The organism is Hamadaea sp. NPDC051192, from assembly GCF_040682475.1.
Lineage (GTDB): Bacteria > Actinomycetota > Actinomycetes > Mycobacteriales > Micromonosporaceae > Hamadaea > Hamadaea flava.
This window is the reverse complement of sequence record NZ_JBFBAZ010000027.1, coordinates 56,995-82,786: the sequence shown is the minus strand read 5'-3', so window position 1 is coordinate 82,786 and position 25,792 is coordinate 56,995. Positions and strand designations below refer to the sequence as shown.

Annotated in this window: 11 protein-coding genes; 6 read left to right on the top strand and 5 right to left on the bottom strand. The window is 72.0% G+C overall.

Annotated elements, in window-relative coordinates:
* Positions 1-13: 13 nt before the first annotated feature.
* Positions 14-130 (top strand): DUF6758 family protein, encoded by a 117-nt coding sequence (locus AB0M47_RS14520; protein ID WP_363412932.1) that lies wholly within the window; start codon positions 14-16, stop codon positions 128-130.
* Positions 131-218: 88 nt separating this feature from the next.
* Here the strand turns inward: AB0M47_RS14520 and AB0M47_RS14515 are convergent, their stop codons facing one another.
* From AB0M47_RS14515 to AB0M47_RS14505, 3 genes are read right to left on the bottom strand one after another with little or no spacing between them, the layout of a single operon-like run.
* Positions 219-671 (bottom strand): MarR family transcriptional regulator, encoded by a 453-nt coding sequence (locus tag AB0M47_RS14515; protein ID WP_363412924.1) that lies wholly within the window; start codon positions 669-671, stop codon positions 219-221.
* Positions 672-707: 36 nt separating this feature from the next.
* Positions 708-1,175: a MarR family transcriptional regulator gene (locus tag AB0M47_RS14510; protein WP_363412922.1), complete on the bottom strand. Its 468-nt coding sequence runs from the start codon at positions 1,173-1,175 to the stop codon at positions 708-710.
* Entirely contained in the window at positions 1,172-2,560 is a 1,389-nt protein-coding gene (locus AB0M47_RS14505) for a PQQ-binding-like beta-propeller repeat protein (RefSeq protein ID WP_363412920.1), read from the bottom strand. Before AB0M47_RS14505 ends, AB0M47_RS14510 begins: the two co-directional genes overlap by 4 nt.
* A 222-nt stretch (positions 2,561-2,782) precedes the next feature.
* Here AB0M47_RS14505 and AB0M47_RS14500 point away from each other — a divergent pair, with 222 nt between their 5' ends.
* The 5 genes from AB0M47_RS14500 to AB0M47_RS14480 all read left to right on the top strand — a co-directional run bounded on the left by AB0M47_RS14500 (position 2,783) and on the right by AB0M47_RS14480 (position 10,405).
* On the top strand, positions 2,783-3,799 hold the full coding sequence (locus AB0M47_RS14500; RefSeq protein WP_363412918.1) for a hypothetical protein: 1,017 nt from the start codon (positions 2,783-2,785) through the stop codon (positions 3,797-3,799).
* Between the two features lie 13 nt (positions 3,800-3,812).
* Positions 3,813-4,412, top strand: a complete 600-nt coding sequence (locus AB0M47_RS14495) for a hypothetical protein (protein ID WP_363412916.1) — start codon at positions 3,813-3,815, stop codon at positions 4,410-4,412.
* A gap of 118 nt (positions 4,413-4,530) precedes the next feature.
* On the top strand, positions 4,531-7,182 hold the full coding sequence (locus AB0M47_RS14490; RefSeq protein ID WP_363412914.1) for a fibronectin type III domain-containing protein: 2,652 nt from the start codon (positions 4,531-4,533) through the stop codon (positions 7,180-7,182).
* Positions 7,179-8,339 (top strand): DUF58 domain-containing protein, encoded by a 1,161-nt coding sequence (locus AB0M47_RS14485; protein WP_363412912.1) that lies wholly within the window; start codon positions 7,179-7,181, stop codon positions 8,337-8,339. The genes AB0M47_RS14490 and AB0M47_RS14485 overlap by 4 nt, the downstream gene beginning before the upstream one ends.
* Positions 8,315-10,405 carry a transglutaminase domain-containing protein gene (locus AB0M47_RS14480; protein WP_363412910.1) on the top strand — a complete coding sequence of 697 codons (2,091 nt, stop codon included), beginning with the start codon at positions 8,315-8,317 and terminating at the stop codon, positions 10,403-10,405. Before AB0M47_RS14485 ends, AB0M47_RS14480 begins: the two co-directional genes overlap by 25 nt.
* A gap of 4 nt (positions 10,406-10,409) precedes the next feature.
* On the opposite strand, the gene AB0M47_RS14475 is transcribed toward AB0M47_RS14480, so the two are convergent.
* Positions 10,410-10,718, bottom strand: coding sequence for a hypothetical protein (locus AB0M47_RS14475; protein WP_363412908.1), 309 nt, complete (start codon positions 10,716-10,718; stop codon positions 10,410-10,412).
* The gene (locus tag AB0M47_RS14470) at positions 10,718-25,780 is read right to left on the bottom strand and encodes a hypothetical protein (RefSeq protein ID WP_363412906.1); all 15,063 of its coding nucleotides are present in this window, start codon (positions 25,778-25,780) and stop codon (positions 10,718-10,720) included. Before AB0M47_RS14470 ends, AB0M47_RS14475 begins: the two co-directional genes overlap by 1 nt.
* Positions 25,781-25,792: the final 12 nt, after the last annotated feature.

The following is a 25,792-nucleotide window of genomic DNA, read 5'->3' as shown; positions in this document are numbered from 1 at the left end:
GACCGGATGGCTGGTGACCGGCTACGGCTGGGCGGGCGACGAGCGTACGGGGGTGTCGGCGACCGTGGTCGCGTGCAGTGGACCGGCGTCGCTGAACGTCCAGATGATCGGCACCACCGGCGCGGCGTAGCGGAACGGCCGCCCGCCCCGCGGCGGGCGCCGGGCGATCCAGCGGCCCAGGGCCAGCCACATCCTCCACTCGTACGCCATCAGCCGGATCACGACGCCTCCCAGGTCTGTGTGGCGAGCCCGTGCTTGAAGCGCTCGAGCACCTCGGCCAGACCCGCCGTGAACTGGTCGAAGCGCTTGCCGTCCATGTCGCCGAAGAGCAGCTCGGCGAAATCCGCCTGCCCCTTCTCCAGCGCGGTCGCCGTGCGCCGGCCCTGCTCGGTGAAGGTCACCAGGAACGCCCGCCGGTCCGATGGATGCGGCTCACGGGTCACGAAACCGGTCGCGACCAGCCCGTCGATCAGCCCGGTCACGGTGCGCGCGCTCACCTTGAGCCGTTCGGCGAGCTGCCGCTGGCTCATCGGGCCGGCCGCGGCCAGTTCCCAGAGCACATGCGTACGCGACGGGGTCAGGCCGGCGCGGCCGAGGCTGGTCGTCATGTCCTCGTTCATCAGCACCGAGAACTCGATCAGCCGGTTCAGCGCCTCGTGATGTCGGTTCATAGTCACACCGACTCATAGTGAGTCATGCTCACTATATTACCGAACGTTCAGGTGAGCGTCCAGGCGCTCGCGGAACGACCGCTTCGCCAGCGCGGCGGCGAGGTCGGCCACCACCTGGGTGAGCGGATAGGGAACCTCCGCCTCCAGCTCGGCGAGCGAGTCCTCGGTCGCCCGCCACTCCGCCTCCAGCAGCGGGATCGCCGCCCGGCCGCGCTCGCTGAGCTGGACCCGGCGGGTACGCCCGTCGGAGTTGGCCGCGTCGGCGACGAACCCGGCGGACCGCATCGCGGCCACCGTCTGGCTCATCGCCGAATGGGTCACCTCCACGGAATCGGCGAGTTCGCGTACGGTCATCGCGCCGCGCCGGCCGAGGTGGATCAGCGGCCCGGCGAACCGCGTACGCATCCCGTCGACCCCGGCGTCGGCGTAGATCGACGCGATCTGCTGGTCGATCGCCTCCAACAGCAGTCGCATCGGTCGCCAGCGGCTGTCCAGATCGGTCATAGCCCCAAGTCTGCGCCACTGGTCGGCCGCAGCCGAGGCTCGGCGTCCAGATCGGCGCGGCGGACCGCGTAGACCACCGAGGTGCCGCGCGGGTTGGTCGAGTTGCTGAGGCATAGCAGCCACCGAACGGTGATCAGGCACTGGTCGATGGGGGACAGCCCGATCAGCAGCCGGACCCGGGGTGTCGCAGCGGTCACATCGAGCTCGCCCACCCAGCCGGGCTGATGAGTCGTCGAGCCGCTGTAGACCAGCGGGCGGGTCTCGTCGGCGTTGACCACCCGCCACACCCCGACCTGGCCGTCCTGCAACCGGCCGAACAGCGTGTTCCGCTGATCGCCCCGTACCGTTCGATCCTCGCCTGTCCGCAGATCGAACCGGCGCGGCTGGGGATCAGTTCCCCACGAGCACACCTCGTCCGGGCTGCACGGCGTCAGATCGCCCTGGGGCACCGCCGCCGTCCACAGGTGAGCGAAGTCGGCGTCGACGTCGTAGAAGGTGATGTGCCGGTCGACCGCCGGGTCGCCCGTCGGCTCAGCCGGCCCGTAGCGAACGCCGACGACACCGTTCCAGGCCACGGCGAGCGCGCCGCCCGGCGGTACGTGGGCCGTCCGAGTCACGGCGCCGGTGAGGAGGTCCACCAGCGTCACCGTGCCGTCCTCGGCCAGCTCGACGAGGCTGTCGACGCGCGAGTTGAGGTAGCCGGTCCGGACTCGCCAGCCGAGCTGCCAGCTCCCGTCCGCCTGGATCGGACGCGACCATCGCGTGGTGCCGCGCGACGGTTCGATCGCCTCGATGCGCTTCTGCGGGCCGGGTGCGCGGAGGAGGGCGATCTTCTGGTCGACCGAGCCGTACAGGCTGCCGCTGCGGGTCCAGCGGATCTCGCCGGTGGTCACGTCATAGGCCGTGACCACGCTCGCCGCCAGGTTGGCGTCCAGCTGCGCCGGCGTCGGAGCCTGCGGATCACGCAGTTCCGGGGCGGTACTCACCAGCACCACCTCGCCCATATCCTCGATCCCGTCGAGCGGGTTGGCCAACGGCCGGCTCCAGCGGCGTTCACCGGTGGGCAAGTCGTACGCCGTCATCCCGGAGGACGGCCCCCAGTGAAGGGACAGCAGCGTGTCGCCGAGGACCTGGTAGCCGTCCTGCCCGGAGAACCCGCCGATGGTGATGACCGGCGGACCGGGCCGGGCGGGTGCGGCCGCGCCGAGCAGGGCGAGGCAGGCCGCGGCGGCGGCGAGCGCCACCAGCGGCCGGCGTACACCCCAGGCACGCAGCCAGGGCGGGACAGGCGGCGGCCCCGGTTCGTGGTCTTCGATGACGCCCAGGTCGATCACGGTCACATCTTGCCGACGCTTCTCGTCGCCGTCCGGTTGCACGCGCGCCACCCGCCCTCTTCGCTCGCTGCCCGCGTTGGGCGCCGGATCAGGGTTCCCGGTCGAATCATGGCGCAAGATTCGACCTGGACCCGTGATCCAGCCGGAATCGCGACCCGAGCCGCCGGAGCCGCACGAACCGCCGGAGCCGCCGGAGCCGCCGGAGCCGTAGGTGCGCGGCGTCGGGGAGGGACGGGGTTGCGCCGCCGCCGGGCGAGGCCGGATCATGTGGCGGTGACGGAGGACCGGCTCGGCGGGACACTGCAACCGGCCTTCGCGCTCTGGTCCGCCGTGACCGTCCTGGGTGGAGCGATCCTGCTCCCGGCGGCTCGGGTCGCCGAGTGGACGACGGTCGCGACCGCCGGGCTGGCCGTCCTCGTCGCGCTGTCGCTCGCCTGGTGGGGCCGCCGGCGTACCGGGAGTGGACCGGTGACCGCGTTGCTCGCGGTGGCCGGCGTCTGGGCCGCGCTGGCCGGGTGGCTCGCCACCGCGCTGCTCGACCGGGTGCCCGTCGTCGCCGCAGCCGCCGCCACGGTGTGCGCCGCCGGGATCGTGACGATCGCCAGCCGCCTGCTCGGCTTCGGCCGCCCGCTGGCCACCGCGCTGCTCGTCGGCGCGATGGTGGCCGCGGCGGTGGCCGCCTGGGCCGCGCTCGGCTCCGATGTCCGGCAACCGGTGCGGGTCGTGCCGGTGCTCGTCGTCCTCGGCGTCGGCCTGCTGCCCCGGTTCGCCCTCGGTGCGGGCGGCATGGCGGAGGCGTCCTTCCGGCTGCGCGCGGCCGCGCAGGCGGTCCCGCCCGAGCAGGTCGACCGATCCCTGCGCGTGGCCGAGGAACATCTGATCGGCGGAATCACCGGCCTGGCGGCCGGCGCCGGGGTCTGCGGCGTCGTGCTGATCGGCACCGGCGACCACCGGGACGTCGCGCTCGCCTTGGGGCTGGCACTGCTGCTGTGGCTGCGCTCCCGGCTGTTCGAGCGGACCGGTCAGGTGCTGCCGCTGCGGCTGGCGGCGGGCGCGGTCGTGCTGGCCGGTGCGGTACGCGTACTGCTGCAGGGCTGGGACTGGGCGTTGCCCGCCGCCCTGGGCGCGGTGCTGGTGCTGACGATCGCGTTCGGCTCCCGTCGCGTACGCGGCACCGGTCGCAGCCGGCTGCTGCGGGCGGGTGAACTCCTCGTGGCGGCGGCGACCGTCGTCGTCCTGGTCGCCGCGACCGGGCTCGCCGAGCTGGCCGATCCGCTGGCGAGACAGTGAGGCCGGACCGGCGGTGAAGTGGTTCACCGATCCCGACGAGGTCGCCGAGGAACGGGCGGCGGCTGCCGCGCTGCGGCGTCTTCCGGTGGGCGGCCGGGTCGTGGCGATCTGCTCCGGGGCCGGCGGTGTCGGGGCGACCTCGATCGCCGCCGGGATCGGCGCGACCCTGGCGGCGTTGTGGCCCGGCCGGATCGCGTACGCGGGACTGCTCTCGGCCCCGCCGATCGCGGGCGTGCACGTGGCAGCGGAGACGATGTGGACCGACCAGGTCACGCTGGACGCGGTCGTGGAGCTGCGGGACCGGCACAGCGTGCTCCTGCTCGACTTGGGCGTGCACGCGAGCCGGACGACGCGCATCCTCTTGTCCACAGCAGACCGCATCATCGTGGTGACCGATGAGGACGGTCTGGGCGAGGAAAGGGCACTTGCCCGGGTGAACACTGCGGCACCGGCCACGAAACGAACAGTGGCCGGTCGTCCTGGACAGTCCACACCCGACCGCTTCGACATCCCGTCGGACAAGGCGTTCGCCCAGCTCGACGCGGAATTGCTGGAGCGAGCCAAACCCGCGACCTGCCGTGCCTTGTTGCGGTTGGCCGCCTGGTGCGTATAGCGCGCGAAACAACCGCGCGATACGCTGTCGTCGCTTGTGGTGGGTGCGGCGGATCCACATCTTTCGAATGACCTCAGACCGTGGAGGCACCGGGACGATGATGATGCGGCTGCGGCACTTGAAAAGGCTCGGAAAGGTTTACCCGGCCGGGATCGTGCTCGCCTTGGTGGCGGCGCTCGGCGCGACCGTCTTCGCCCTCGGCGCGACCGGCCAGCGGCCCGCGGTCGCCGACGGCGCGTCCTGGCTGTGGAGCAAGCAAGTCGGCGAGGCGTCGCAGGTCAACGCCGTCTCCGCGAACGTATCGCTGCGTCAGCCGATGATCGACGCGCAGGGCCACCCGGTCCGGGTCACCCAGAGCGATCGCTACGTGATCCTCCACGATCTGTTCACCGGCCGGGTCACCTCCATCGACCTGACCCGGATGGGCTTCTCCGGCTCGCTCGACGTCGGCACCGTCGAGGACACGGCCGTCATGCTCGACGGTGCGACCGCGATCGTCGTCGACCGCACGCGCGGCCTCGTCCGCCCGGTCGACGCCGGCAGCCTCCAGTCGATCGGCGATCAGGTACGCCTGCCCGCCCCGTTGGTCGGCGGCGCGTTCGACCAGTCGGGCCGGCTGTGGCTCGGCGTACCCAGCCAGGGCACCGCGATCGCGCTGGTCGTCCGCGATCGGCAGATCGTCGTGGCACGGACCGAGGCGGTGGCCACGCCCGGGCATGAGCAGGCGTTGACCGTCCTCGACCAGGGCGTGCTCGTCGTGGACCGGGGCAGCGACCAGATCGCCGTCGTCGGCGAGACCGCCACCCGCAAGGTCACCTCGCCCGCCCCGTTGGCCAGCGCGGTCGTTCCCGCCCGCACCGTCGGCTCGGCGGCGGCGATCACCTTGCCCGCCGAGAAGAAGATCGTCACCATCGGCGACGTCGCCAAGGGCGCCCCGGTCGCCACGATGTCGCTGACTCCGGCCGAGGCGCAGGCGGCGACGCAGCAGCCCGCCGTCAGCTTCGCGGGCAAGGTCTACGTCCCCGATCAGACCACCGGAACCGTCCGCGTGGTGACCGCCGCCGGTCAGCCCGCTGGGACGATCCAGGTCGGCTCGGCGCAGACGACGGTCGAGATCGAGGTACGCGAGCAGCACCTGTTCATCAACGCGCCGGACACGACGACGGCCGTCATGGTGGACGAGGACGGCAAGACGTCCAAGGTGGACAAGTACGACCCGGTCCCGGAGACCTCGCCGACGCCGACCGCGCAGCCGGCGCCGACGCTCTCGCCCCAGCCGGCGGAGTCGCCGACGGGCAAGCCCTCCGACAAGCCGGGCAACCAGCCGACCAAGCGGCCGCCGTCGCCGAAGCCGTCGCCGACGGTGAAGGTGGAACCGCAGCGCCCGGGTCCGCCGGTGCCCGTCACGGCGCTGGCCGGGGACGGCCGGGTCCGGCTGTCCTGGGGCAAGGCGAAGGCGGGCTCGGCAGCGGTCGAGGCGTACACCGTGACCTGGGACGAAGGTGGCGGCGGCCGGGTGCAGGTCAACGGCACCACCCTGCAGACGACCATCACCGGCCTGACCAACGGCACGTCCTACCGCTTCAAGGTGTACGCGACGAACCAGGTCGGCGACGGCCCGCCCGCCCTGTCCGAACCGGTGACGCCAGCCGCGGCCCCGCCACCGGGTACGCCCAACGCCCCGACCGCCAAGCTGGAGACCGACGCCGACGACTGCTACACCGGAGCCGTGCTGGTCTCGTGGCCGGGCGTGCAGGGTGCGACCGACTACGTGATCACCCCGCTCAAGGGCGGCGCGGCCGGGGCCAACCCGCCGCAGACCGTCACCGGGACCGACGCCCGGTTCGCCGGCCTGACCCCGGGTGACAGCTTCACCTTCACCGTGGTGGCCCGGAACTCGGCGGGCGCGGCGAGCGACGCCAGCCCGCAGAGCAACGAGCTGACGGTGCACTACCCGCCGGCCGCCCCGACCAACGTCAAGGGCCGCCAGACCGGGGCGAACACCTACGTCGTGACGTGGAACGCGGCCGACGGCCACGGCCTGCCGATCACCGGGTACGAGATCCGGGACGAGGACGGCAAGAAGATCGGCGAGACCGGCGGCGGTGGGCGTACCGTGACGATCACCAGCGCGGCCAAGCTGGACTGGGTCGAAGTGGTCGCGTTCAACGACGACGGCGAGGGCCCGTCCGGCTACGACCAGGTGACCCAGCCGGCCGCGCCGAAGATCGCCATCTCCTCGACCAGCGCCACCGAAACCGAGATCACGGTGAACTTCACCGCCGACGGCGACGGGGCCGCCGCGACCTGCACGTTCACCGCAGGTGGGAAGACGGTGTCGGACTGCACCTCACCGGCGAAGATCACCGGGCTGTCGGCTGACACCCAGTACACGGTCACCGCGAAGATCACGACCTTCGCCGGGTCGGCGACCGATACCGCGTCGCAGAAGACCGACGCCGCGCCGAGCGGCAACGGAGCGACCGTGACGTGTACGGACTCCGCGAGCAACCCCGACCCGTCCTTCTGCTCGAAGGGGCTGCCCGTCTACGGCGACAGCAACGACAACGGATCGGTCGTCCGCCGGGTCGCCGACGGAGCGTACATCACCGTGGTCTGCAAGGTCCACGGCGAGAACCAGAACGCCGGGCCCTACAACAACAACAAGGAAGGCGACCACTGGCTCAAGCTGACCGACGGGAACTGGATCTCGTGGGTGTGGCTGCGCTTCGACAACGGTGACGACGTGGAAGCGCTGCCGAACTGTTGACCAGACCGACCGCGCGCGGGCTGACGACGGCCGTCTGCTCCGCCGCCCTGCTCACCGCCGGGCTGCTGCTGGCGTACCGGGAGATGGCGATGCTGGGGGCGGCGGGGCTGACCGCCTTCGCCCTCAGCTCCCTGTGGAGCCTGTCGCCACCCCGGGTCGTCGTCGACCGGCTCGTCGAGCCACGCCGCGTACGCCGTGGTGAACCAGCTCTCGCCACCGCCGACGTGGTGGTGCTCGGCCGGTTCCGTCGGCTGCTCACCTTCACCGATCCGGTGCGCGAGGAGGGCAGCGACCGCGAAGACCTGCCGTCCGGCCGGGCGGCGGTGCTGGCCAAGCCCGGCATCCCGGCCCGGGTGAGCTTCGCGCTGCCGACCGGCCGCCGGGGCGTGTTCCAGATCGGACCGGTCAGCGTCGGGCGCGACGATCCGCTCGGGCTCTGGTCCGTGACCCGCCCGGCCGGTCCGGCCGAGACCTTCACGGTCTGGCCCGCCTGGCATCCGCTCACCCGGGGCGCCATCGGTTCGGCCGCCGAGATCGAAGGCGAACGCGAACTGGTCGACGCGGGCAGCATCACCTTCCACGCCCTGCGCGAGTACGTTCCCGGCGACGACCTGCGGCACATCCATTGGCGTACCTCGGCGCGGGCGGGCACGCTCATGGTGCGCACGCACGTCGACGCGGCGGTCGCCCGGCTGGTGCTCGTCCTGGACGATCGGCTCGCGTCCTATCCGGACTCCGCGGCCTTCGAGGAGGCGGTGGAGGTGGCGGCGTCGGTCGTGGTCGCCACTGTGGAAGGTGGACTCAGCCTGCGGCTGATGCTCGCCTCCGGCGCCGGAGGCGAGCGCTCGATCGGCCAGACCCAGACCGGCCTCGACCAGCTCGCGGCGGTGCGGCTGACCATCGGCGGCGGGGAGGTGGGGGAGCTGCGGGCGCGGCTGACCCTGCACACCGCAGGCGACGCCGTGCTGCTGGTCACCGGGATGAAGGCCGACCTGTCGCTGCTCGGCCCGCTGTCGGCGCGATACCGCAGCGTCGCCGCCGCCGTGGTCGGCCCGCCGCCCGACGATCCACTGAAATGGGCCGTGTTCGCGCCGGCCGCCGACCAACTCGTCAACGCACTGCAGGACCGGTTGTGGAACGTCTCGTCATCGCGCTGACGCTCGCCGTCGCCGGAACCGTTGCCGGCGGCCAGATCGCCGGGCTCTACGCCGGCGGCGAGGCGCTGATCGCGCTCGCCGCGACGTCGGCGGGAGCGGCGCTGCTCGGTCTGATCCCCCGCCGCCGCTGGCACATCCTGGCCGCGGCGGTCGGGCTGGAAGCCGTCCTGATCGGACTCCACCGCTGGCTGCCCGGCCCGATCAGCCTCACGGACTCGGTCACCCACGCGGGAGCACGGCTGCTCACCAGCGCCTCGCCCGTACCATCCCGGGTGGACACGCTCGCCCTGCCGGTCGTCGCCACCTGGCTCGCGGTCTCGGCGGCCTCCGCGCTGGCACGCGGCCGCCGTCCGGGCGCGGCCGCGTTGCCGCTCGTGGCGCTGGCCACGGCGATGCTCGTCCTCGCCGGTCCGCAGGCCGGCACGAACTATCGCCGCACCGCGGTGCTCATCGCCGCGCTCGCGTTGCTGCTCGTCGTGCTCCGGCCCGTTCCGGCTCATACGCGCAGAGCCGTGCCCCGGTTGCTGCGGCTCGCCACCGCGGCGCTGGTCGCCGTGGCGCTCGCCGGTGGCACGCTGCTCCTGGCCCCGCCGCTGCTGACCGGGGTCACCGCGGCCCCGCCCGACCTGCGGGCGTATGTGATCGCACCGGTGCAGGCGCCGCCGCAGACCCATCCGCTCAGCCTCGTCGGCCGCTGGGGGGTGCATCCCGAGCAGCCGCTCCTGCGGATCACCGCCGACCGGCCGGTGACGTTGCGCTGGGCCGTGCTCGGCGACTTCGACGGCACGAGCTGGCTGCCCGCCACCACCTATCGTGCCGCCGGGGGCGACCGTGGTGGGGCGCCGAAACCGGCGATCGCCGTCGACCAGGTGCACGCCACGGTCACCGTCGCCGAGCTGACCGGTAGCTGGCTGCCCGTACCGGACGGGCTGCGCCGGGTCTCCGGCGTCGCGATCGCCGTCGACGAGGAGTCCGGTGCGGTCGCCGTGACCGACGGGTTGCACCCCGGTCTCACGTACGCCGTCGACGCGGCCGTCCCGGCGCCGACGCCGGTGCAGCTGGCGACCGCGCAGCTGCCCCGCTCGGCCAAGTACGACCGGTACCGGGAACTGCCCACCGGCAACACCGGTCGCATCCCCGAACTGGCGTTGACGGCGGCCGGGGACGGCCTGCCGTACGCGCAGGCACTCAACCTGGCGCGGTGGCTCAAGTCGACCTACCGCTACGACCCCCGCGCTCCGGGCGGCAGCGGCTATCCGAGCATCGTCCGCTTCCTCACGGCGACTCCGGCGGCCGGCGGTGGCCGGGGCACCTCGGAGCAGTTCGCCACGGCGTACGCCGTCCTCGCTCGCGCGCTGGGCATCCCGGCGCGGGTGGTGGTCGGATTCACCGCCGCGACGGGCAACGGCCCGGTGACGGTGACCGCCGCCGACGCCCGAGCCTGGCCGGAGATCTACCTCGATCCGGTCGGCTGGGTCGGCATCGACGTCACCGCGCCCCCGGTGACCAGCACGACCGCCCCGTCGGCGTCGCCCCGGCCGTCGCTGTCGGCCGAACCCGAGCAGTCCCCGGGCGCAGGCGAGGACCCGTCGACCGCACCGGACGTGGAGATCATGACGCCGGAGGCCGAACCGCCGGGCGGCGTACGCGGATCGTGGCTCTGGCTGGCCTGGACGACGGCTCTCTTCCCGCTCGCGTTCGCCCTCGTGGCCCTGCTGCGCATCCGCCGCAGCCGCCTGCGGCTCGCCGTTGACGACGACGCGGGCCGCGTACGCGGAGCCTGGGCCGAACTTCGGGACGGTGCTCGGCTGGGCGGCGTACCCATCAGACCATATTGGACCGCGACGGAAGTCGTGGCCGCCGTCAGTGACGCGGTAGCCGTGGAACCGCGCGACGACCTGGCACAGGCGGTGAACCGCGCGGAGTTCGCCGACCCCGACGCGGACCTGTCCGCCGACGGGGCCGTCGAGCAGGCCGCGGATCTGATCCACCGAGTACGCCGAAAGACGAGTCGCCGCCGCCGTCTGCTGTGGTGGATCGACCCGCGTCCACTGTGGTGGCGGTAGCCGATCAGCGAGTGGCGTCGGCGAGGTCTCGCAGGAGATCGAGCACGGCGGGTCTGTCGTCCACGGTGGGCGGCAGGTCGGCCGCCGCCGCCGGGACGACGCGATCCCGGAGGAGGGCGACGAGGTCGGCTCGCGCTTCGGGGCCGTAGTCGTCGAGGCCGAGCCAGCCGAGGTTCTCCTCGACTATCTCCCGCAGCTCGGCGGCCACCTCCTGGTCGGCGACGTGGTCGGCGAGGTAGCCGACGGTCCAGTCGAACAGCCAGCCCGCCGCCGACCACCGCTGCTGCGGGGTTACCTCGATGGTCCCGGACATCAGACACCTACCAGGAATGCGCGCGGGCCGAGCCCGTTGTCGGTGAGGTACTGCCGCACTCTAGCAATCTGCGCGGCCGTGAACCTGGTGACGTCGATCGGGACGCGATCCGCCTTGGCCAGGTGGTCGACGATCCGGACCTGCAGGTTCGCCCACTGCCGGTCGAAGTATCTCGCGTCGAAGTTGCCCACGGCGTCGTAGGTCAGCCCGGAGGCCGGATCCACCCAGTCGACGCTCGGATCAGTCGAGCGTTCGAGTTCGATGCCGAGTTCGTCCTCGATCCGGCGCGCCGTCTCCGCCTCGGCCTGGCGGAAAGTGCCGGTGGCCGGGTCCAGGCCGAGCGCGTGGCGGCGAGCCGCTTCCTCGGCAGCCGTCCGCGCGGGAGGCTGCTGCTGGGCCGGTTGTTGCGAGGCTGACTGCTGCTGGGCCGGTGGCTGCTGCTGAGCCGGCGGCTGCGCGGCCGCACCGGAGCCGCTCGGCGGCGTCGTCCGGGGGCCGGGCGGAGCGGGCGTGCCACCGGTCGGTCCTCCCGGGTTGTTCGGTCCACCGGGACCCTGGTTGCCAGGGTTGTTCGGCCCACCTTGGCTGCCGGGGTTGTTCGGCCTGCGCAAGCGGCGCTGCGGCGGGAGGCCGAGCGTCTGGCGCCGCGCCTGCTCGAAGAGATCGAACAGCCGCCGGTTGCCCCCGGCCAGGCGTTCCAGATCGTCGAGTTCGGACGCCTCGGAGACGGTCAGCGCCCGGAGGGTCCGAGCCTGGACCAGCTCCCGATACCGGTCGCGGACGGCCCGGTTGACCGCGTCGGGTAGGCGCAGGCCGGGCACCGAGGTCGGCAGGTCCGACGGGAGCATCGGCGCCGCCTCGGTCAGCCTGAGGACCTGGTCGAGGCCGGGTCGCTGGACCCAGGTACGCACCCGCCCGAACCCGCGCGCGTACGCCCGGGGATTGATCGGGCTCAGCAGGAGCTTGATGAGTTTGCGGGGGGAGAACGCGCCGACGAAGATGGCGATGTTCGGGTTGGTCTGCACGCCGGCGCGGTCGTTGGCCTGAGTGAACGGCCCGTGGATGTGGTCGTCGCCGCCGTGGACGTCGTCGGTGTCCCAGCCCAGCCGATCGGGCGCGTCCATGATGGGCGAATACCGGTGGCTGTAGCCGACCTCCAGTACGAACGGCTGGAACTCCATCCCCGCGTCGGAGAAGATCTTGCGATAGCGGTTGACGGCCCTCAGCAGGATGAACGCCGACCGGATCGTGCCGAAGCGCTTATTGTCGTCGCGAGCCTTGGCCGCGTCCTCGCGGATCTTGCGGAGGTCCGACATCAGCTTGTCGTAGTCCTCGCTGCCGCTGACCGCGAGGCCCTGTCCGCCGATCCAGACGTAGAACTGCGTGACGGGGCCGATCTTCACGTCGAGGAACGTGCCGATGAACGCATACGTGGTGAAGGAGTGCTTCCGCTCCAGGGTGCCGTCGGGCTCCGTGCGTGCGACGACGCCGGTTATGCCGTCGCCGAGGTTGGCCAGCGACCGCACGGTCGTCGGCCGGGTCTCGGAGTCCTTGTTGCCGAAGGGCAACGGGGTGCCGATGCCGCTCCCGTTCTTGGCACTCACCTCGAGGAACGGCAGCACGCTGAGGAAGTGGGCGATCGCGTCCATGATCGGCCGGCCGGTCAAGGGGAACAGGTAGACCGGCGGCATTCCAGTCGGGCCGAACGGGTTGTTGTGGCCGTGGGTCGGGTCGCTCGGGTCGTTGTTGTCCTTCCACGGGGTGAAGGTCGAGAAGCGGATCGCGCCGAGCCGGTTGACCGCCCGCGTCGCCGTCGTCTTCGTGTACGCGACCCAGGTGTGGCTGCCGTCGGGCAGCCGCAGCCGGGAGTACGCCGTCGTGTTGCTGAACGCGAACACCCGCCACGGACGCTGGTAGCGGGCCTTGCCGGTGAGCAGCGCATGGGGCCGTCCCGCGAGGAACTTCGCCGGCCACAGCACCGAACGGGAGAGCACCGCGAGTCTGCGGCTGCGGATCGCGGCGATCCGATCGAAGCCCAGCCGCGCGATCTTGAAGCGGTTGGCCGCGATCCGTCGCTCCAGGCGGTCGGCCCGGCGACCTGCGATGCGGCGTACGGTCGACTGGAGCGGCTGATGCGGCGGCGTGCTGAGCGATCCGGACGACTCCAGGGCGAGCGTGGGCAGCCGCAAGGCGGTGAAGACCCGCCGTCCCACCGACAGCGTCGGCGTCGGCGTGCTGATCGTCGCCGGGAGCAGCCTCTGCACGGCAGGCCCCAGCCGCGAATCCAGGTTCAGGATGTTGCGGATCCGGCGTGCGGTCGTGGGCGGCACCGCCTGAAGCAGCAGCCGGCGGCGTAGCGCGGAATGCTGCTGGCCGTCCCGCACACCGGCCCGGTGCAGCAGGATCAGCAGGTTCACCAGGACAGCCGGACGGGTGCTGGTGACGAGGAGGTCGGCCTGCCGCTCGATCTGCGCGACGAGGGCCATGTCGGCCGGGCTGAGGCCGTCGGTGTCCTGCCGCAGTCGCCGGGTCAACCGGTGATCGCCGAGCATGTCGGCCGGAGCGGTCTGGCGGTCGTGATCGGTGCGGGCCACGGTTTCCAGCGCCTGAGCCAACGCACCGGTCAGGTGCAACAGAGTGTTCTCCGCCGTCATCCCTTCCGCCACGGTGACGACGACGGACCGGTCGCCCGGGTTGATCTGCACATGGGTCGCCGTACCCGTGGCCAGTGGATTGGCGCGTACGGTGATCGTCACCGGTCCGGTCAGCCCGTCGTGCCGCACGGTGATGATCGTGTCCCGTCCGGTACGCCGATGCGCAGACACGGTCAGCGCCCGCCCGAGCAGGATGTCCCGAGTGCCGGTGAACAGCTGCCGCGCCAATGCCTCCCCGCTGACCGGCGAGCCGACCGAGATCAACTCGTCGATGACCGGAGTGTCCGTCATCAGCCCAGCCCGGTGCTGTTCGAGCAGGATGTCGGAGATCACGCGGCCACGCTCGGCTGCCCTCGCGCTCCGCCGCGCGCCCTCGGCGTACGCCCGCTGCCCGGGATCGGTGAGATCCGCGATCGGCAGGCCGACATCGGCCAGCAGCGTGTCGATCAGAGCGGCCGCGGGCGCGCCGAACAGCTCGGTGACCAGCCGGTTCAGCTCCGCCCGCCGGACGACGTGCTCCGGCTGGTCCTGCCGCAGTCCCATGCCCTCGATCAAGGCATGCGCCTCGGCCGACAACCGGGACGAGCGCGACAGCGCGGTGTTGGCCGACGGCATCGGCCCGGCGGTGGCCAGGCCGGTGGCGACCGCGGCGAGCCGGGCGGCGTGCGCGATCGCAGTCGGCTGCTGCGTGACGGTCAATCCGGCGGTCAGCTGCTGATACCGGCCCAACGCCATCCCAAGCGCCTCGGCCAGGTCGAGCGGCAGTCCTGAGCGCGACATGCGACCCGGCGCGATCCGGATCATCCAGGTCTGGCTGCCAGGGCGAGCCGGGCGTACCTCGGCGATCGAGGAACCGCCTGTCGGCCGGGTATCCAGGGTGATACGAACGGGCCCGTCGCCGTTCGCCCAGGTGAGCAGGAAGTTCGGGGAGTTGCCCTCCTGCTGGACGGTCAGGCCCAACGCCGCGGCCGCCTGGACCAGCGCCCGGCGGTTCGCCTGGAGCGCCTCATGCGGACTGTGGACGGCGAGCATGTCGCCCGGATCGTGGACATGCAACCGGTCGGTGAGCAGGGTGCGTACCAGGACACGGCGGGGTGGCGAGCCAGACATCGGTCGTCCGAAGTCGATGCGCACGTCGCCGGCCACCTGGACGTCGGCGATGTACGCCGCCCGGTCGGCGAGGAACCGGTGCACGTGGACAGTCACCTCGACCACCTGCGTACGCCCGCGGGCGTCGGTGAACCGCTTCTGGAACAGCACGTGAGCGTCGCCCTGATGGCCGTCCTGAACGGACACGCGATCCGGATCGGCGAGCGTTCGCCGGACGGTGCCCCGCTCGGCGTCGAGCTGGTCCGCTGTGGACGGATCGGTACCCCGGCCGCCCAGGCTGTGCAGGGTCGGGCCCCACCTTGCCAGCACGGCGGCCTCTCGCGACGGCTCGGAGAAGCCCAGCGTCGCCGCCGCGCCCCGCAACGCGGTCTGGAGCGCCAGATCCAGGTCCCCACCGGAACCGGCCAGTCGCGGCATGATGATCGAATCCGGGTTGCCGGTCCGGGCGGCGATTTCCGCCAGCAGCTCCGCCCGCCGGGTCTCAGCCTCAGCCAGGAAGGTCGCGTCGAACCCTGCCGTGGTCGGTGACAGCACCGAATCCCGGCTGACTCCGCGCGTAGCCAGTCGGCTCTGGGCGTACAAGCGGACGAACAGCGCGTGGTCGACCGCCGCGATGACGATGCCCGGCAGTTCGTTCTCGGCGATCTGACCGGCCAGGGCCTGGTCGAGATCGGCCCCGGCGACGGCCAGCGTCGCAGCCACGAGCTGCCCGATCTGCTGCCGCCGCTGGTCGACCCGCCGTCCGCGGCCCGGCGGCAGGTCGAGGTCGCCGACCAGCCGGGCCAGCTGCCGTCCGGGCAGGTCTCCGTTGGTCGCCTCGGCCGCCATCAATCGCGTGATCGTGGCGGCCACGTTCGGGTCGGCGGCCACCGCCGCCAGCAGCACACGCAAGACCCGGTCCGCCTCGGACCGGCTCCGGTGCACCAGGCGTACCGCTGCGGCCACGTCGCCGGCCTCGCCCGTCAGGCCCGGGGGACGGTTCGCCGCCAGGACGTGCGAGACATCCGCGGTTCCCACATAGCTGTACGCCTGGAGCACATCCAGGAACACGTCCTGCGCGCCGGAGTGCTCGGAACGGAAATCGGCCCCGCCCAGCCGAACTCGTCCCAGTTCCCGGGTGATCCGCACCCGAGCCTCCGGAGTGGACATATCTAGATCGTGCGCGATGGCCAGCCGGAACGTCCGCGTATCGGCGTCCCAGTCCAGGCGCACCTGCTGACCGGGCGGCAGGACGGCGTACTCGACTCGCAGGGTGCGCGTGGTGTGCTCGTCGAAGCTGATCTCGACGTCCGCGCCGGACACTGTCACCGACGTCTGATGCTCGAACCGGAAATCACTGCCGACCAGCTGCGTCACCAGGGCGGTTGCCTGCTGGTCGGGGCGTCCGGCGTACGCGGGAGCGGGGTTGGTCGCGAAGATCGTCGCCAGCGCGATCCGTCGGCCCGGCGTGTCGTTCGCCTCCCCGGTCAGCACAGTCGCCACATCGTTCGGCGTCTCCGCCGCCCGCACGTACGCCGCCCGCCAGTCCGGCTCCTGCATCAACGCCACGAACGCGTCGACGTCCACCGTGGAGCCCGACGTCATCCGGGCGAGCCGGTTCCAGCGCCGATGAGTGCCACCGGGGCGCAGCCCCATGTCGTCGAGCTGTCGTTCCAGGTCGTCCAGGACGTTGGTGGACGGCGTACCGGTGGCCGACAGCAAGGTGTCGATCCGGCTGGTGAGATCGGCGGCCCCCGTCGCGGTGGGCCGTCCGGCGACGAGGGCATGGCTCAGCCGCTTGCCACCAGTGGGCGCGGTCGCCGCCGGTTGCACCGGTACGCCGTTCTGATCGAAGATCATCGAGTAGATCTGGGCGTCGGGGTCGATCGGCGGGCGGTTCGGATCGCCGGCGGTGCTCCCATGGTCGGCGTAGTAGAAGACGACCTTGGTCTGCCCCGGGTTCGCCGGATCGGGCTCACGCCGGGCGAACACGGCGTACGCGTGCCCAGCCGTGCGATCGTGCGGGTCGACGGTGATCACGAACGCCATGGGCCCGGCGTCGGCGTCGGCGGGCAGCGCCTGGCGGAGCTGTTCCTCCACCTGGGACAGACCTCGCGTGCCGTCGGCGTGCGCCTGGAACTTCGTCCCCGCCCACGTCTCGACCAGGCGGGCGAGGAAGCCCTTGCCGGTGAGGTTGGCCGGCGCGACCGACGGGCGGCCGAAGTAGGTGTGGTAGACGCTCATCAGCCAGAGCAGGCAGTTGTCCGCCCGGCCCGGCACGGTCAGGCCACCGTCGTTCGACGCGTTCATCCACGGGCTGGCCGGATGCGGATGCAGCGGACCCGCTTCGCCCGGGCGTACGCCCAGGTGATGTGCCAGGTTCAGGTCGTCGGCCTGGCTGGCGGGCGTGGCCTGGCCGTTGGCGACCAGGGCGGCCGAGGGGTCGGCCCCCGGGAAGACCCCCGTCGCGGGTGGGGCCGCGGTGACCGGCGCGGCATTCACCGGGCCGCCGCCCTGGTTCGGGCCGCTTGCCGTGGGATTGGTGCCGGTCGTCGCGCCGGTAGTTGTAGCGCTGCTGGTCGTCGCGCCGGTGGTCGTCGGGCCGGTCGTGGACGTGATGGTCGGGCCGGTCGAGGGCGTGCTGGTGGTGGTCGGGCCGGCGGCCGTTGGACCGCTGCTGGTCGTGCTGCTGGTCGGGCCGCCCGTGGGCGTGGTGCCGGGCGGCGTGGCCGTCGCACCAGGCGCGGCCGGGGGAGTGCCCTGCGGGCCGGGGTTGACCGGTTGGCCGCCCGTCGGTCCGGTCGGCCCGGTGGGTCCGGCCGGGCCGCTGCCCGGTGGCTGCTGCCCTCGGACCGCCTCGAACAACGGACCCAATTCCGGGTCCTGCGCCGCCTGGGCTTCGAGACTGCGCAACTCGGTCGTCTCGGCCACGGTCAACGATCCGGTGGCCTGACGGCCGAGCAGGTCGGCGTACCGCTGGGTGAGCGCGGTGTTGATGTCGGCGCGGGTGTCGGGCGTGGCGGCGATGGCGGGCGTCTGAGCGGCGGGCAGCGCGGGACGTGCGTCCTCCAGGCCGAGCGTTTCGGTGAGGCTGGGCCGGTGATACCAGCTCCGGACGAACCGTCCAGCGCCGCGCAGGGCCGCCCACGGGTTGAAGTTGCCGAAGTAGACGGCGATGTTCGGGTTGGTCTGCCAGCCGGACCGGTCGTTGGCCTGGGTGAACGGGTCGTGGAAGTCGTCGGCGTGTTCGACCTGCGGAGTGTCGGGGTTGTCATGCGTGTCGGACACGTCGTGGCCCGTGATGCTCGGTGCCGTGAGCCAGGGCGTGTAGCGGTGGCCGTAGCCGATCTCGACGACGAGCGGCTGGAACTCCGCGCCGTCGGTGGAGAAGATCCGGCGATACTCGTTCAGCAGGCGGGCGAACGCTTTGGCCGCGCGCAGCTTGCGCCCAGCGGCGACATGCTCTCGCCAGGACTCGATGAAGGGCTTCAGCCGCTCCAGGAGTTGCTCGTAGTCCTCGCTGCCGGTGACGGCGAAGCCCTGCCCGCCGATCCAGACGTAGAACTGCTTGACGCCGCCGATCTTCACGTCGATGAACGTCCCGGTGAAGATGTACGCGGTCGAGCTGTGGGTGTGCGAAAGCTCCGGCGACGGGTTGGTCTGGCCGACGACACCGACGACTCCGGTGATGCCGTCGCCGAGTCGGGTGACCGCGCGGATGGTGGTCGGCCGTGTCTCGGAGTCCTTGTTTCCGAACGGGAACGGGGTGCCGATCCCGCTGCCGTCCTTGGCGCTGGCCGACACCAGCGGCAGGTGATCGATGATCGTGGCGATCAGGTCGAGCCAGTGGTTGCCGGTGAGGATGAACGGAACCCGGGGCGGCTGGATGGTCGGTCCGTGCTCGGGCGGCTTGGTGGGATCGCTGTTGTCGGCCCACGGGGTGAACGTGGAGAACCGGATCGCGCCCAGCCGGTTGATTCCACGGCTGCCCGAGGTCTGGACGTACGGCACCCAGCGATGGCTGCCGTCCGGTAGCTGCACCCGGGCGACCCCGGTCTTGGTGCCGAAACTGACGAGCCGCCACGGCCGTTGATACCGGAACTTCCCGGTGAGCAGCGCCCAGCCACGAGCCCGCAAGTACTTCGGTGCCCAGAGAACAGTCCGCAAGGTTCGGCTGCCCCATGTGGTCTGCGCGTTGGCGATCGCGTCCGCGCCCATCCGGCTGATCTTGAAACGGCGGGCGGCGACATACCGCTCCACACGGTTCGCGTTCCGCCCGGCGATGCGGCGTACGGTCGGATGCAACGGCTGGTGTGGCGGTGTGCTGAGCGATCCCGTCGAGTCGACGCCGATCGGCAGATGGACCGTGAACCGCCGCCGTCCGACGGATCGATTCGCCGACGGGGACTCCAGGTTCGGCGGCAGCCCGGCCTCGATCGCGCGCGCCAGCGTCTCGTCCACGTTGAGCAGGTTGTTCACTTGCTGGGCGACGGTGTCCGACAGCAGACGGCTGAGGACGATGCGGCGAAGCTCGGCGTGCGGCTGACCATTTCGGACACCCGCCCGATGGAGCATCACCACCAGGTTGAGCAGCTCGCGGGGATCCTGCCGGGTCGCCAAGGCCTCCGCCAGATGCTGGATCTGTGCCGCGAGCGCCACGTCGGACGGACTGGCTCCGTAGACGTCGTTGTGCATACGCCGGTTCAGCGGGTGGTCGCCGAGGATGTCGGCCGGAATGATCGGCCGCCGGCGGATCCTCTCGTTCTCGCGGCGCTGCGCGCGAATGCGCTCCCGTGCCTCCCGGGTCTGGCCGGGCAGCCGGCGTGGATCCGCGGGCATCGTCTGCCGTGTGTCGACCCGGCCGATGGTCTCCAGCGACCGGGCGACTTCGCCGAGGAGGTGGATCGTCGCGGCGTCGGCGGTCAGCCCCTCGGCGAGGAACACGGTGACCGTGCGCGTGGTGAGGTCGATTCGGGTGTCGGCGGCGATCCCGGCCGGCAGCGTGGCCGTTTCGACCCGAACCGTCACCGGTCCGCCGGCCAGGCCGTCGTGGTTCACGATCGTCGTGGTCACGTCGCCGTCGCGCCGCTGGCCGAGGTCGGTGAGCCCCCGCTCGGTCACGATGTCAGGCAGCGTATTCGCGATGTGGTCGGCGAGATCCGTTCCGGTCAGCGCCGGACCCCGGGTACGCAGATCGCCGATGACCGGAGTCTGCGAGGTCATCCCCGGCTGATGCTGCCCGAGCAGGATGTCGGTCACCGTCCGGCCCAGCCCGCGCACCTCGGCCGCCCGCCGCGCCGCCTCCGCGTCCCGCCGTGCGGCCGGGTCGGTTATGTCGGCGACGGCCGCGCCATTCTGGTCGACGGCGGTCGTGGCGGCGGCGGCCGGTGCGGCGCCGAACGTCTCGGTGAGCAGCGTGTCCACTGCGGACCGGCGATCGGCGTACTGCGGCTGGTCCATTCGCAGCTGAAGATCTTCGACGAGCGCGTGCACCTCGGCCGACAGCCGCCGGGCGCTGGGCGTCCAGGTCGTGCCGGCGGGCGGCGCCGCCACGGTGGCCTGCCCGTGCCCGACCGCGGCCAGCCGGGCCGCCCGCCCCAGGGCCTGCGGCAGCTGCGTCGTCACCCGGCCGGACTCCCGGTCCTGGTGCAGGCCGAGCGCCAGGCCCAGCGCCTCGGCGATGTCGAGCATCATGCCGGTACGCGTCACGCCCCGCGACGGAATGCGGATCTCCCAGGTGGGGTCGCCGAACCGGGGCGGCCGCACCTCGGCGACGGCTCCGCCGCGCACTCGCCCGGTCGTGATGCGTACGCGAGCCGGCCCGTCGCCGTTGGGCCAGGTCAGGTCGTAAGTGGTGCTGTTGCCGTGCTGGACCAGGGTGACGCCCAAGGACTGCAACGCCTGCCGGGTCGCCTCGTTGACGGCACTGTCGCGGGTGGCGGACCGGCGCGCTCGCACCCGATCGGGCGAATCGCGTACCTGCCGTCGGGGGACGAGGCGGGTATCGGAGCGGACCCGATGCGCCGGTTGGCCGTGCATGGGCCGGCCGTGGCCGGTCCGCGTGTCCGGGGTCACCCGCACGTCCGACACGTACGCGGTCCGGTCGTTCACGGAGCGCTGTACGTGCACCGTGACCGCGACGGTGTGCTGGTTGCCCTGCGGGTCGGTGAAGGTCCGCTGGAACAGCACCCGAGCGTCGCCGGTGTCCCCGTCTTGCACGGTGACCCGGGTCGGGTCCTCGATGGTCTGCCGGATCGCGGTTCGCGCGCCGTCGACGATCTCCGCTGTGGACGGTGTGGCGTCCTGACTGCCCAGGGCGTGCAGCGGCCCGCCCCATCGGCCGAGCATGACCGCTTCCGCGCTCGGCTCCGCGAAGCCGAGCCGGGCCGCGGCGTTGCGGAGTGTCTGTTGCAGCGACGAGTCCAGCCGGGCGGCGTTCCCGGCCAGCGGCGGCAGGACGATTCCCTGCGGGTCCGGCCGGGCGGCGTTGGCGTCGGCCCGTCGATTGGTCAGCTCGGTGAGGAGCGCGGCCCGTTGCCGGTCGGCGGTCGCCACGATGCTCGGGGAGAAGGCGGCGTCTCGTGGGCGGATGACCCCGCGTACCTCGTTGTTCTGCGACGCCAGCCGAGCCTGGGCCACGGTGAGCGCGAAGCGTGCGCGGTCCACCGCCGCGATGAGCGACGGCAGCAGGGCGCTGTCCTGCCGGCCCTGGTTGCGGAACTCCTGGGCGAAGCCAACCGCCGCCAATTGCGCCGTCGCCGCGACGAGCTGCAGTGTCCGGGTTCGTTCCCGCTGCGCCCGCCGATCGGACCCGGTCGGCAGGGTGAGATCGGCGAGCAACGGAGCGAGCCGAGACCCCAGCTGATCACCCCAGCTCGCCTCGGCCGCGATGAGCCGGACGATGGCCTCCGCCGCACGAGGATTGGCTCGGGCCGCTTCCTGCAACAGCGTCATGATGCGTGCGGTCTCGGCTCGGGCCTGCTGAGTCAGCCGAACCGCAGCTGCGACGTCGGCGCTGTCGCCCGTCTGGCCCGCCGGGCGGTTGGCCATCAGAACATGCTGGACGTCGTTGACTCCCGCCCCGGCGTACGCCTGGAGCACGTCGCCGAACATGTCCCGGTCGCTGCCGTCGTCGGCCCGGAAGTCCATACCGCCCAGGCGGACGCGGGCGATCTCGCGGGCGAGGCGTACCTGGAGTTCGGCCCGCGCCGCGGGCGTGGTCAAGTCGGCGTCGTGTGCGACCGTCAACCGGAAGCTGTCGCCCCCGTTCCAGTCCAGCCGCACCTGCTGGCCGGGCGGCAGGACGGCGTACTCCACCCGCAGCGAGCGGCTGTAGATCGAGTCGAAGGTGATCTGCAGGTCGTTGCCGGAGCGTGTGACGACGGCCGTGTGCTCGAACCCGAACATCCGACTGATCATGGCGGCGACCTGGTCGATCGCCTGAGTGTCCGGCCGTCCGGCGTACGCCGGAGCCGGGTTCGTGGCGAACGCGGAAGCCAGCGCGACCGTCCGGGCGGCCGACGGGTTCGGGTCGCCGGTGACACCCTCAGCGATGTGGTTCGGCATCGCCGCCGCCCGCTCGTACGCCGCCCGCCAGCCCGGTTCCTGCATCAGGGTGACGAAGGCGTCCTGCTCGGTCGTCGACCCGGCGCTCAGCCGGCCGAGCCGTGCCCAGCGGACCGGCGTACCGCCGGGTCTCAGCCCCATCTCGTCGAGCCGCCGCTCGATGTCGTCGAGGACGTCGGCGGGTGGTGCTCCCGTCGTGGTGAGCAACGTGTTGATCTGGCCCAGCAGATCGTTGACCCGCGAGTTGGTCGGCCGCCCCTGGATCTCCGCGCTCAACAGCGGATCGTCGTCGGCCAGCGCCGTCTCGGGTTGGACGGCCGTGCCGGTGTGGTCGAACATGATCGAGCTGAGTTGCGTACCGGGGCTGACTTGTGGACGCGTGGCTTCGGCGGCGGTGCTGTTGTTGTCGGCGTAGTAGAAGACGACGTGGTTCTCGCCGGGATTCGAGGGGTCCGGCTCGCGACGGGCGAAGACGGCGTACATGTGCGCCACGTTGGAGTCGAGCGGGTCGAGGGCGGCGACGAACGCCATCGGCCCGGCGTCCATGTCGTCGCCCAGCTGCTGGCGTAGCTGCTCCTCGATGTCGGCGAAGCCCTGGTTCCGGTCGCCGGCGGTGAAGGGCGCCGCCGCCCAGGTCGTCAACACGGAGGCGGTGAAACCTCGCCCGGTGCGATTGGCCGGCGCGACGGAGGGATGGCCGAAGTAGGTGCTGTGGACGCTCGCCGCGAAGAGAAGGCAGTTGTCGCTGCGGCCCGCGACCGTTGGACCACCGTCATTCGCGGCGCCGACCCAGGGACCGGCCGGATGCGGATGCAGGGGCGGCACGTCACCGGGGTTGATGCTGAGCATCAGGAAGAGCCGCTGCACATCCGCCTGACTCCCCGCGGCCGTCGAGTCGTCCGGGAGTAGACCCTGCAACGGATTCGGCCCCATCGGCGGCGTACTCGGCGCCTGAGCGTCGTCGTCCGTGCTGGCGTCCGGGTCCAGCGTCAGCGAAGTCGGGCCGGTGATCTGCACCTGTCCGTCCGTCGAGGCGAGCACCTGCGCGAGGGCGTTGGCCCGAGTCGCCTCGTGCGCCGCCATCTGCGCCTGCACGGTGGAGTCCATGACGAGCTTGGCGATCGCGATGGTCACCCGTGGCGAGACCTTGGTCGCGGTCCGGGTCGAGCCGTCGGTGTCACCGCGCTGATCGCTGTCGGCATCGGTGTCGTCGTTCGCGTCTGGCCGCGCGTCTGGCTTAGCAGTCTCGTCCGTGTCGCTGTCGTCGCTGGTGTCGCCGTCGGTCTTGGCGTCCGGGGTCGCGTTCGGCCGCGCTGGCCGCGCTTCCGGCTTGGCGTTCTCGTCGGTGTCGTCGCTGTTGTCGTCGCTCGCGTCGGTGTCGCCGTCGTCGCTGGCGTCGTCGTTGGTGTCGGCCGCGGTGTTCGGGTCGGTCGTGCCGGTCTCGTCCGTGTTCGACCCGGCCTCGGGCTTGGTCGTGCCGTCGGTATCGGGCTGTCCCTCCGACTTGGCGTTCTCGTCGGTGTCGTTGTCCGGGTCGGTCGAGGTGCGCTCGTCGGTGTCGCCTGTACGCCGTCGGCCGGGCGGTGCCACTGGAGCCGTCGGCAGCACGCCGGTGGAGTCGGGTCCGGTGTGCGGAGTGTTCAGGGTGCCGCGTCCGCCGCCGACGGGTGCTGCCCCGGGGACGGTCGGCCGGGTCGGAACCGACGTGGTGGTCTGGTCGCCGTCCGGCGCAGTCTGATCGCCGCCCACGTCGGCGCCCTGCGCGTCCGCGCTCGGCAGGCCCGCCGGGCGCGGTGTGGTCTCGCCCTCGGACGGCGCGAGCGGCTGGCCATCTACATCGGATGAAGGGAGCGCTCCGGAACCCAGCGGGGGTGTGGCGGGTGTGCCATCTGGTCCCGTCCCCGGGGGTGTGGCGGGGGTGCCGTCCGGCCCGGTTCCCGGCGGCGAGGCCGGAACCCCGGATCCCACCGGAGGCGCACCAGGCGCATCCGGAGCGGTCCCCGGCGGCGCGGCCGGCGCCCCTTCGGGCCCAGTCCCGGGTGGTGCTGCGGGTGTCCCGTCGGGCCCAGTGCCAGGCGGTGCTGCGGGACTGCCGTCGGGTCCGGTTCCGGGTGGTGCGGCGGGACTCCCATCCGGCCCCGTCCCGGGTGGTGCTGCGGGTGTCCCGTCGGGCCCAGTCCCAGGCGGTGCGGCGGGGCTGCCGTCGGGTCCGGTTCCGGGTGGTGCGGCGGGGCTGCCGTCGGGTCCGGTTCCGGGTGGTGCTGCGGGACTCCCATCCGGCCCGGTCCCAGGGGGCGGAGTCGACGTGTCGTCGGGCTGCGTACCCGGCGGAGGCTGCGTACCCGCGGGGGCAGGGATGCGGTCCGCGTTCTCGCGGGCCTGGCGAGCGGCGTCCTCGGCGTTGCCTGCGGCGGTGTCCGCGTACTGGGCGGCGGCGGTCGCCTGGGTAGCCCCGCGTTGGGCGATCTCGGCCTGGCGCGTGGCGTTCTGGGCGGCTGTGGCGGCCTCGCGGGCCTGGACGGAGTCGGCTCCGTAGCGGGCGACGGCGGCTTGGGCGGCGGCGTTCGCCTCGTTCGCCCGTTGCTGCGCGGCCTGGGCCTGCTGGGTCGCGGTGTTGGCCGCCTGCTGCGCCTGGGTGGCCTGCTGACGAGCTTGCTGGGCGGCGGTGTCCGCCTGGTTGGCCGCGTTCTGGGCGGCTTGCCGGGCCGCGTTCGCGGCCGCCTGCGTACGCGTCTCCAGGCCGAGCACGGACTTGGTGACGTCCAGCGCATTGCCGGACAGGTCGGCGTTCTCGCTGACCTTGTCGCGGACCATGCCGGAGCCGATCCGGTTGCCTAGGTTGCCGAGGTTGACGTTCCAGTTCTTGTAGACGACGCCGTTGGCGACGGTCTCCGCGCCGACCTCGGTGATGAACTCGTCCAGCGCCCGGGTGCCGAGGTTGATCCCGGTCTTGCCGAGCTTGCTGGTGAACTTTCCGGCGATGTTCTCGCCGATCGGGGTGGCGAAGCTCAACAGCGCGCCGGCCGCGCCACCGATCCCCGACGCCAGGGTCTTCTTCCCGTCCCAGTTCGTCCGCGTGCCCATGGCGAACTGGGTCAGCTGCGCGGTGATGTCGACCCCGGTCTCCGCGCCGATCTCCTTGGCGATCTCCCACTTGATCGCGTGCTTGGCCCACTGCTTGAGTTCCTGCTTCAGCCCTTCGCTCAGGCCGTGCTGGCCGAAGGAGCGGACCGCGTTCGCGATCAGGCCGCGCATGAACGCCCAGATCGCGGCGCGGCCCATCGCGATCCGCATCCCGGCCGCCGTCCACGCGGCCCAGAACGCCAACCAGGCCGTGACCAGGATGACGAAGATCTCGATGATCACGACGGCGACCTCGACCAGCGTGGAGATCTTGTCGTACTCGATGTCGAGGGCGGACTGTTCCAACGAGCCGACCAGCGGGGGGTTGCCGTCGTAGCCGTTGAGGAGGATGTCGACGAGCATCTGGGGGACGTCGTGACCCAGGCTCTGCCACGACTGGGCGAACGCCGCGCCGCCGTCGCCACCCCACGCGGCGACCAGGTCGGCGGCGGCGCTGTTGGCCTCGCTCAGGCCGGACTGCAGCCGTTCCCCCACCGAACGCCAGGCGGCGGCGAGTTCGCGGATCTGGTCCTCATTGGCCTGCGGCCAGCCGCTGCCGCCCGACCCCAGCCAGATCAGGGCGTCGCGGATCTCGTTCCACGGCTCGCCGAAGTCCCACAGCTCGATCACGGCGCCCGTCCC

Excerpts from the sequence above, each read along its gene's own strand:
- AB0M47_RS14475 (WP_363412908.1), bottom strand. The coding sequence starts at position 10,718 with ATGTCCGGGACCATCGAGGTAACCCCGCAGCAGCGGTGGTCGGCGGCG.
- AB0M47_RS14515 (WP_363412924.1), bottom strand. The coding sequence starts at position 671 with ATGAACCGACATCACGAGGCGCTGAACCGGCTGATCGAGTTCTCGGTG.
- AB0M47_RS14510 (WP_363412922.1), bottom strand. The coding sequence starts at position 1,175 with ATGACCGATCTGGACAGCCGCTGGCGACCGATGCGACTGCTGTTGGAG.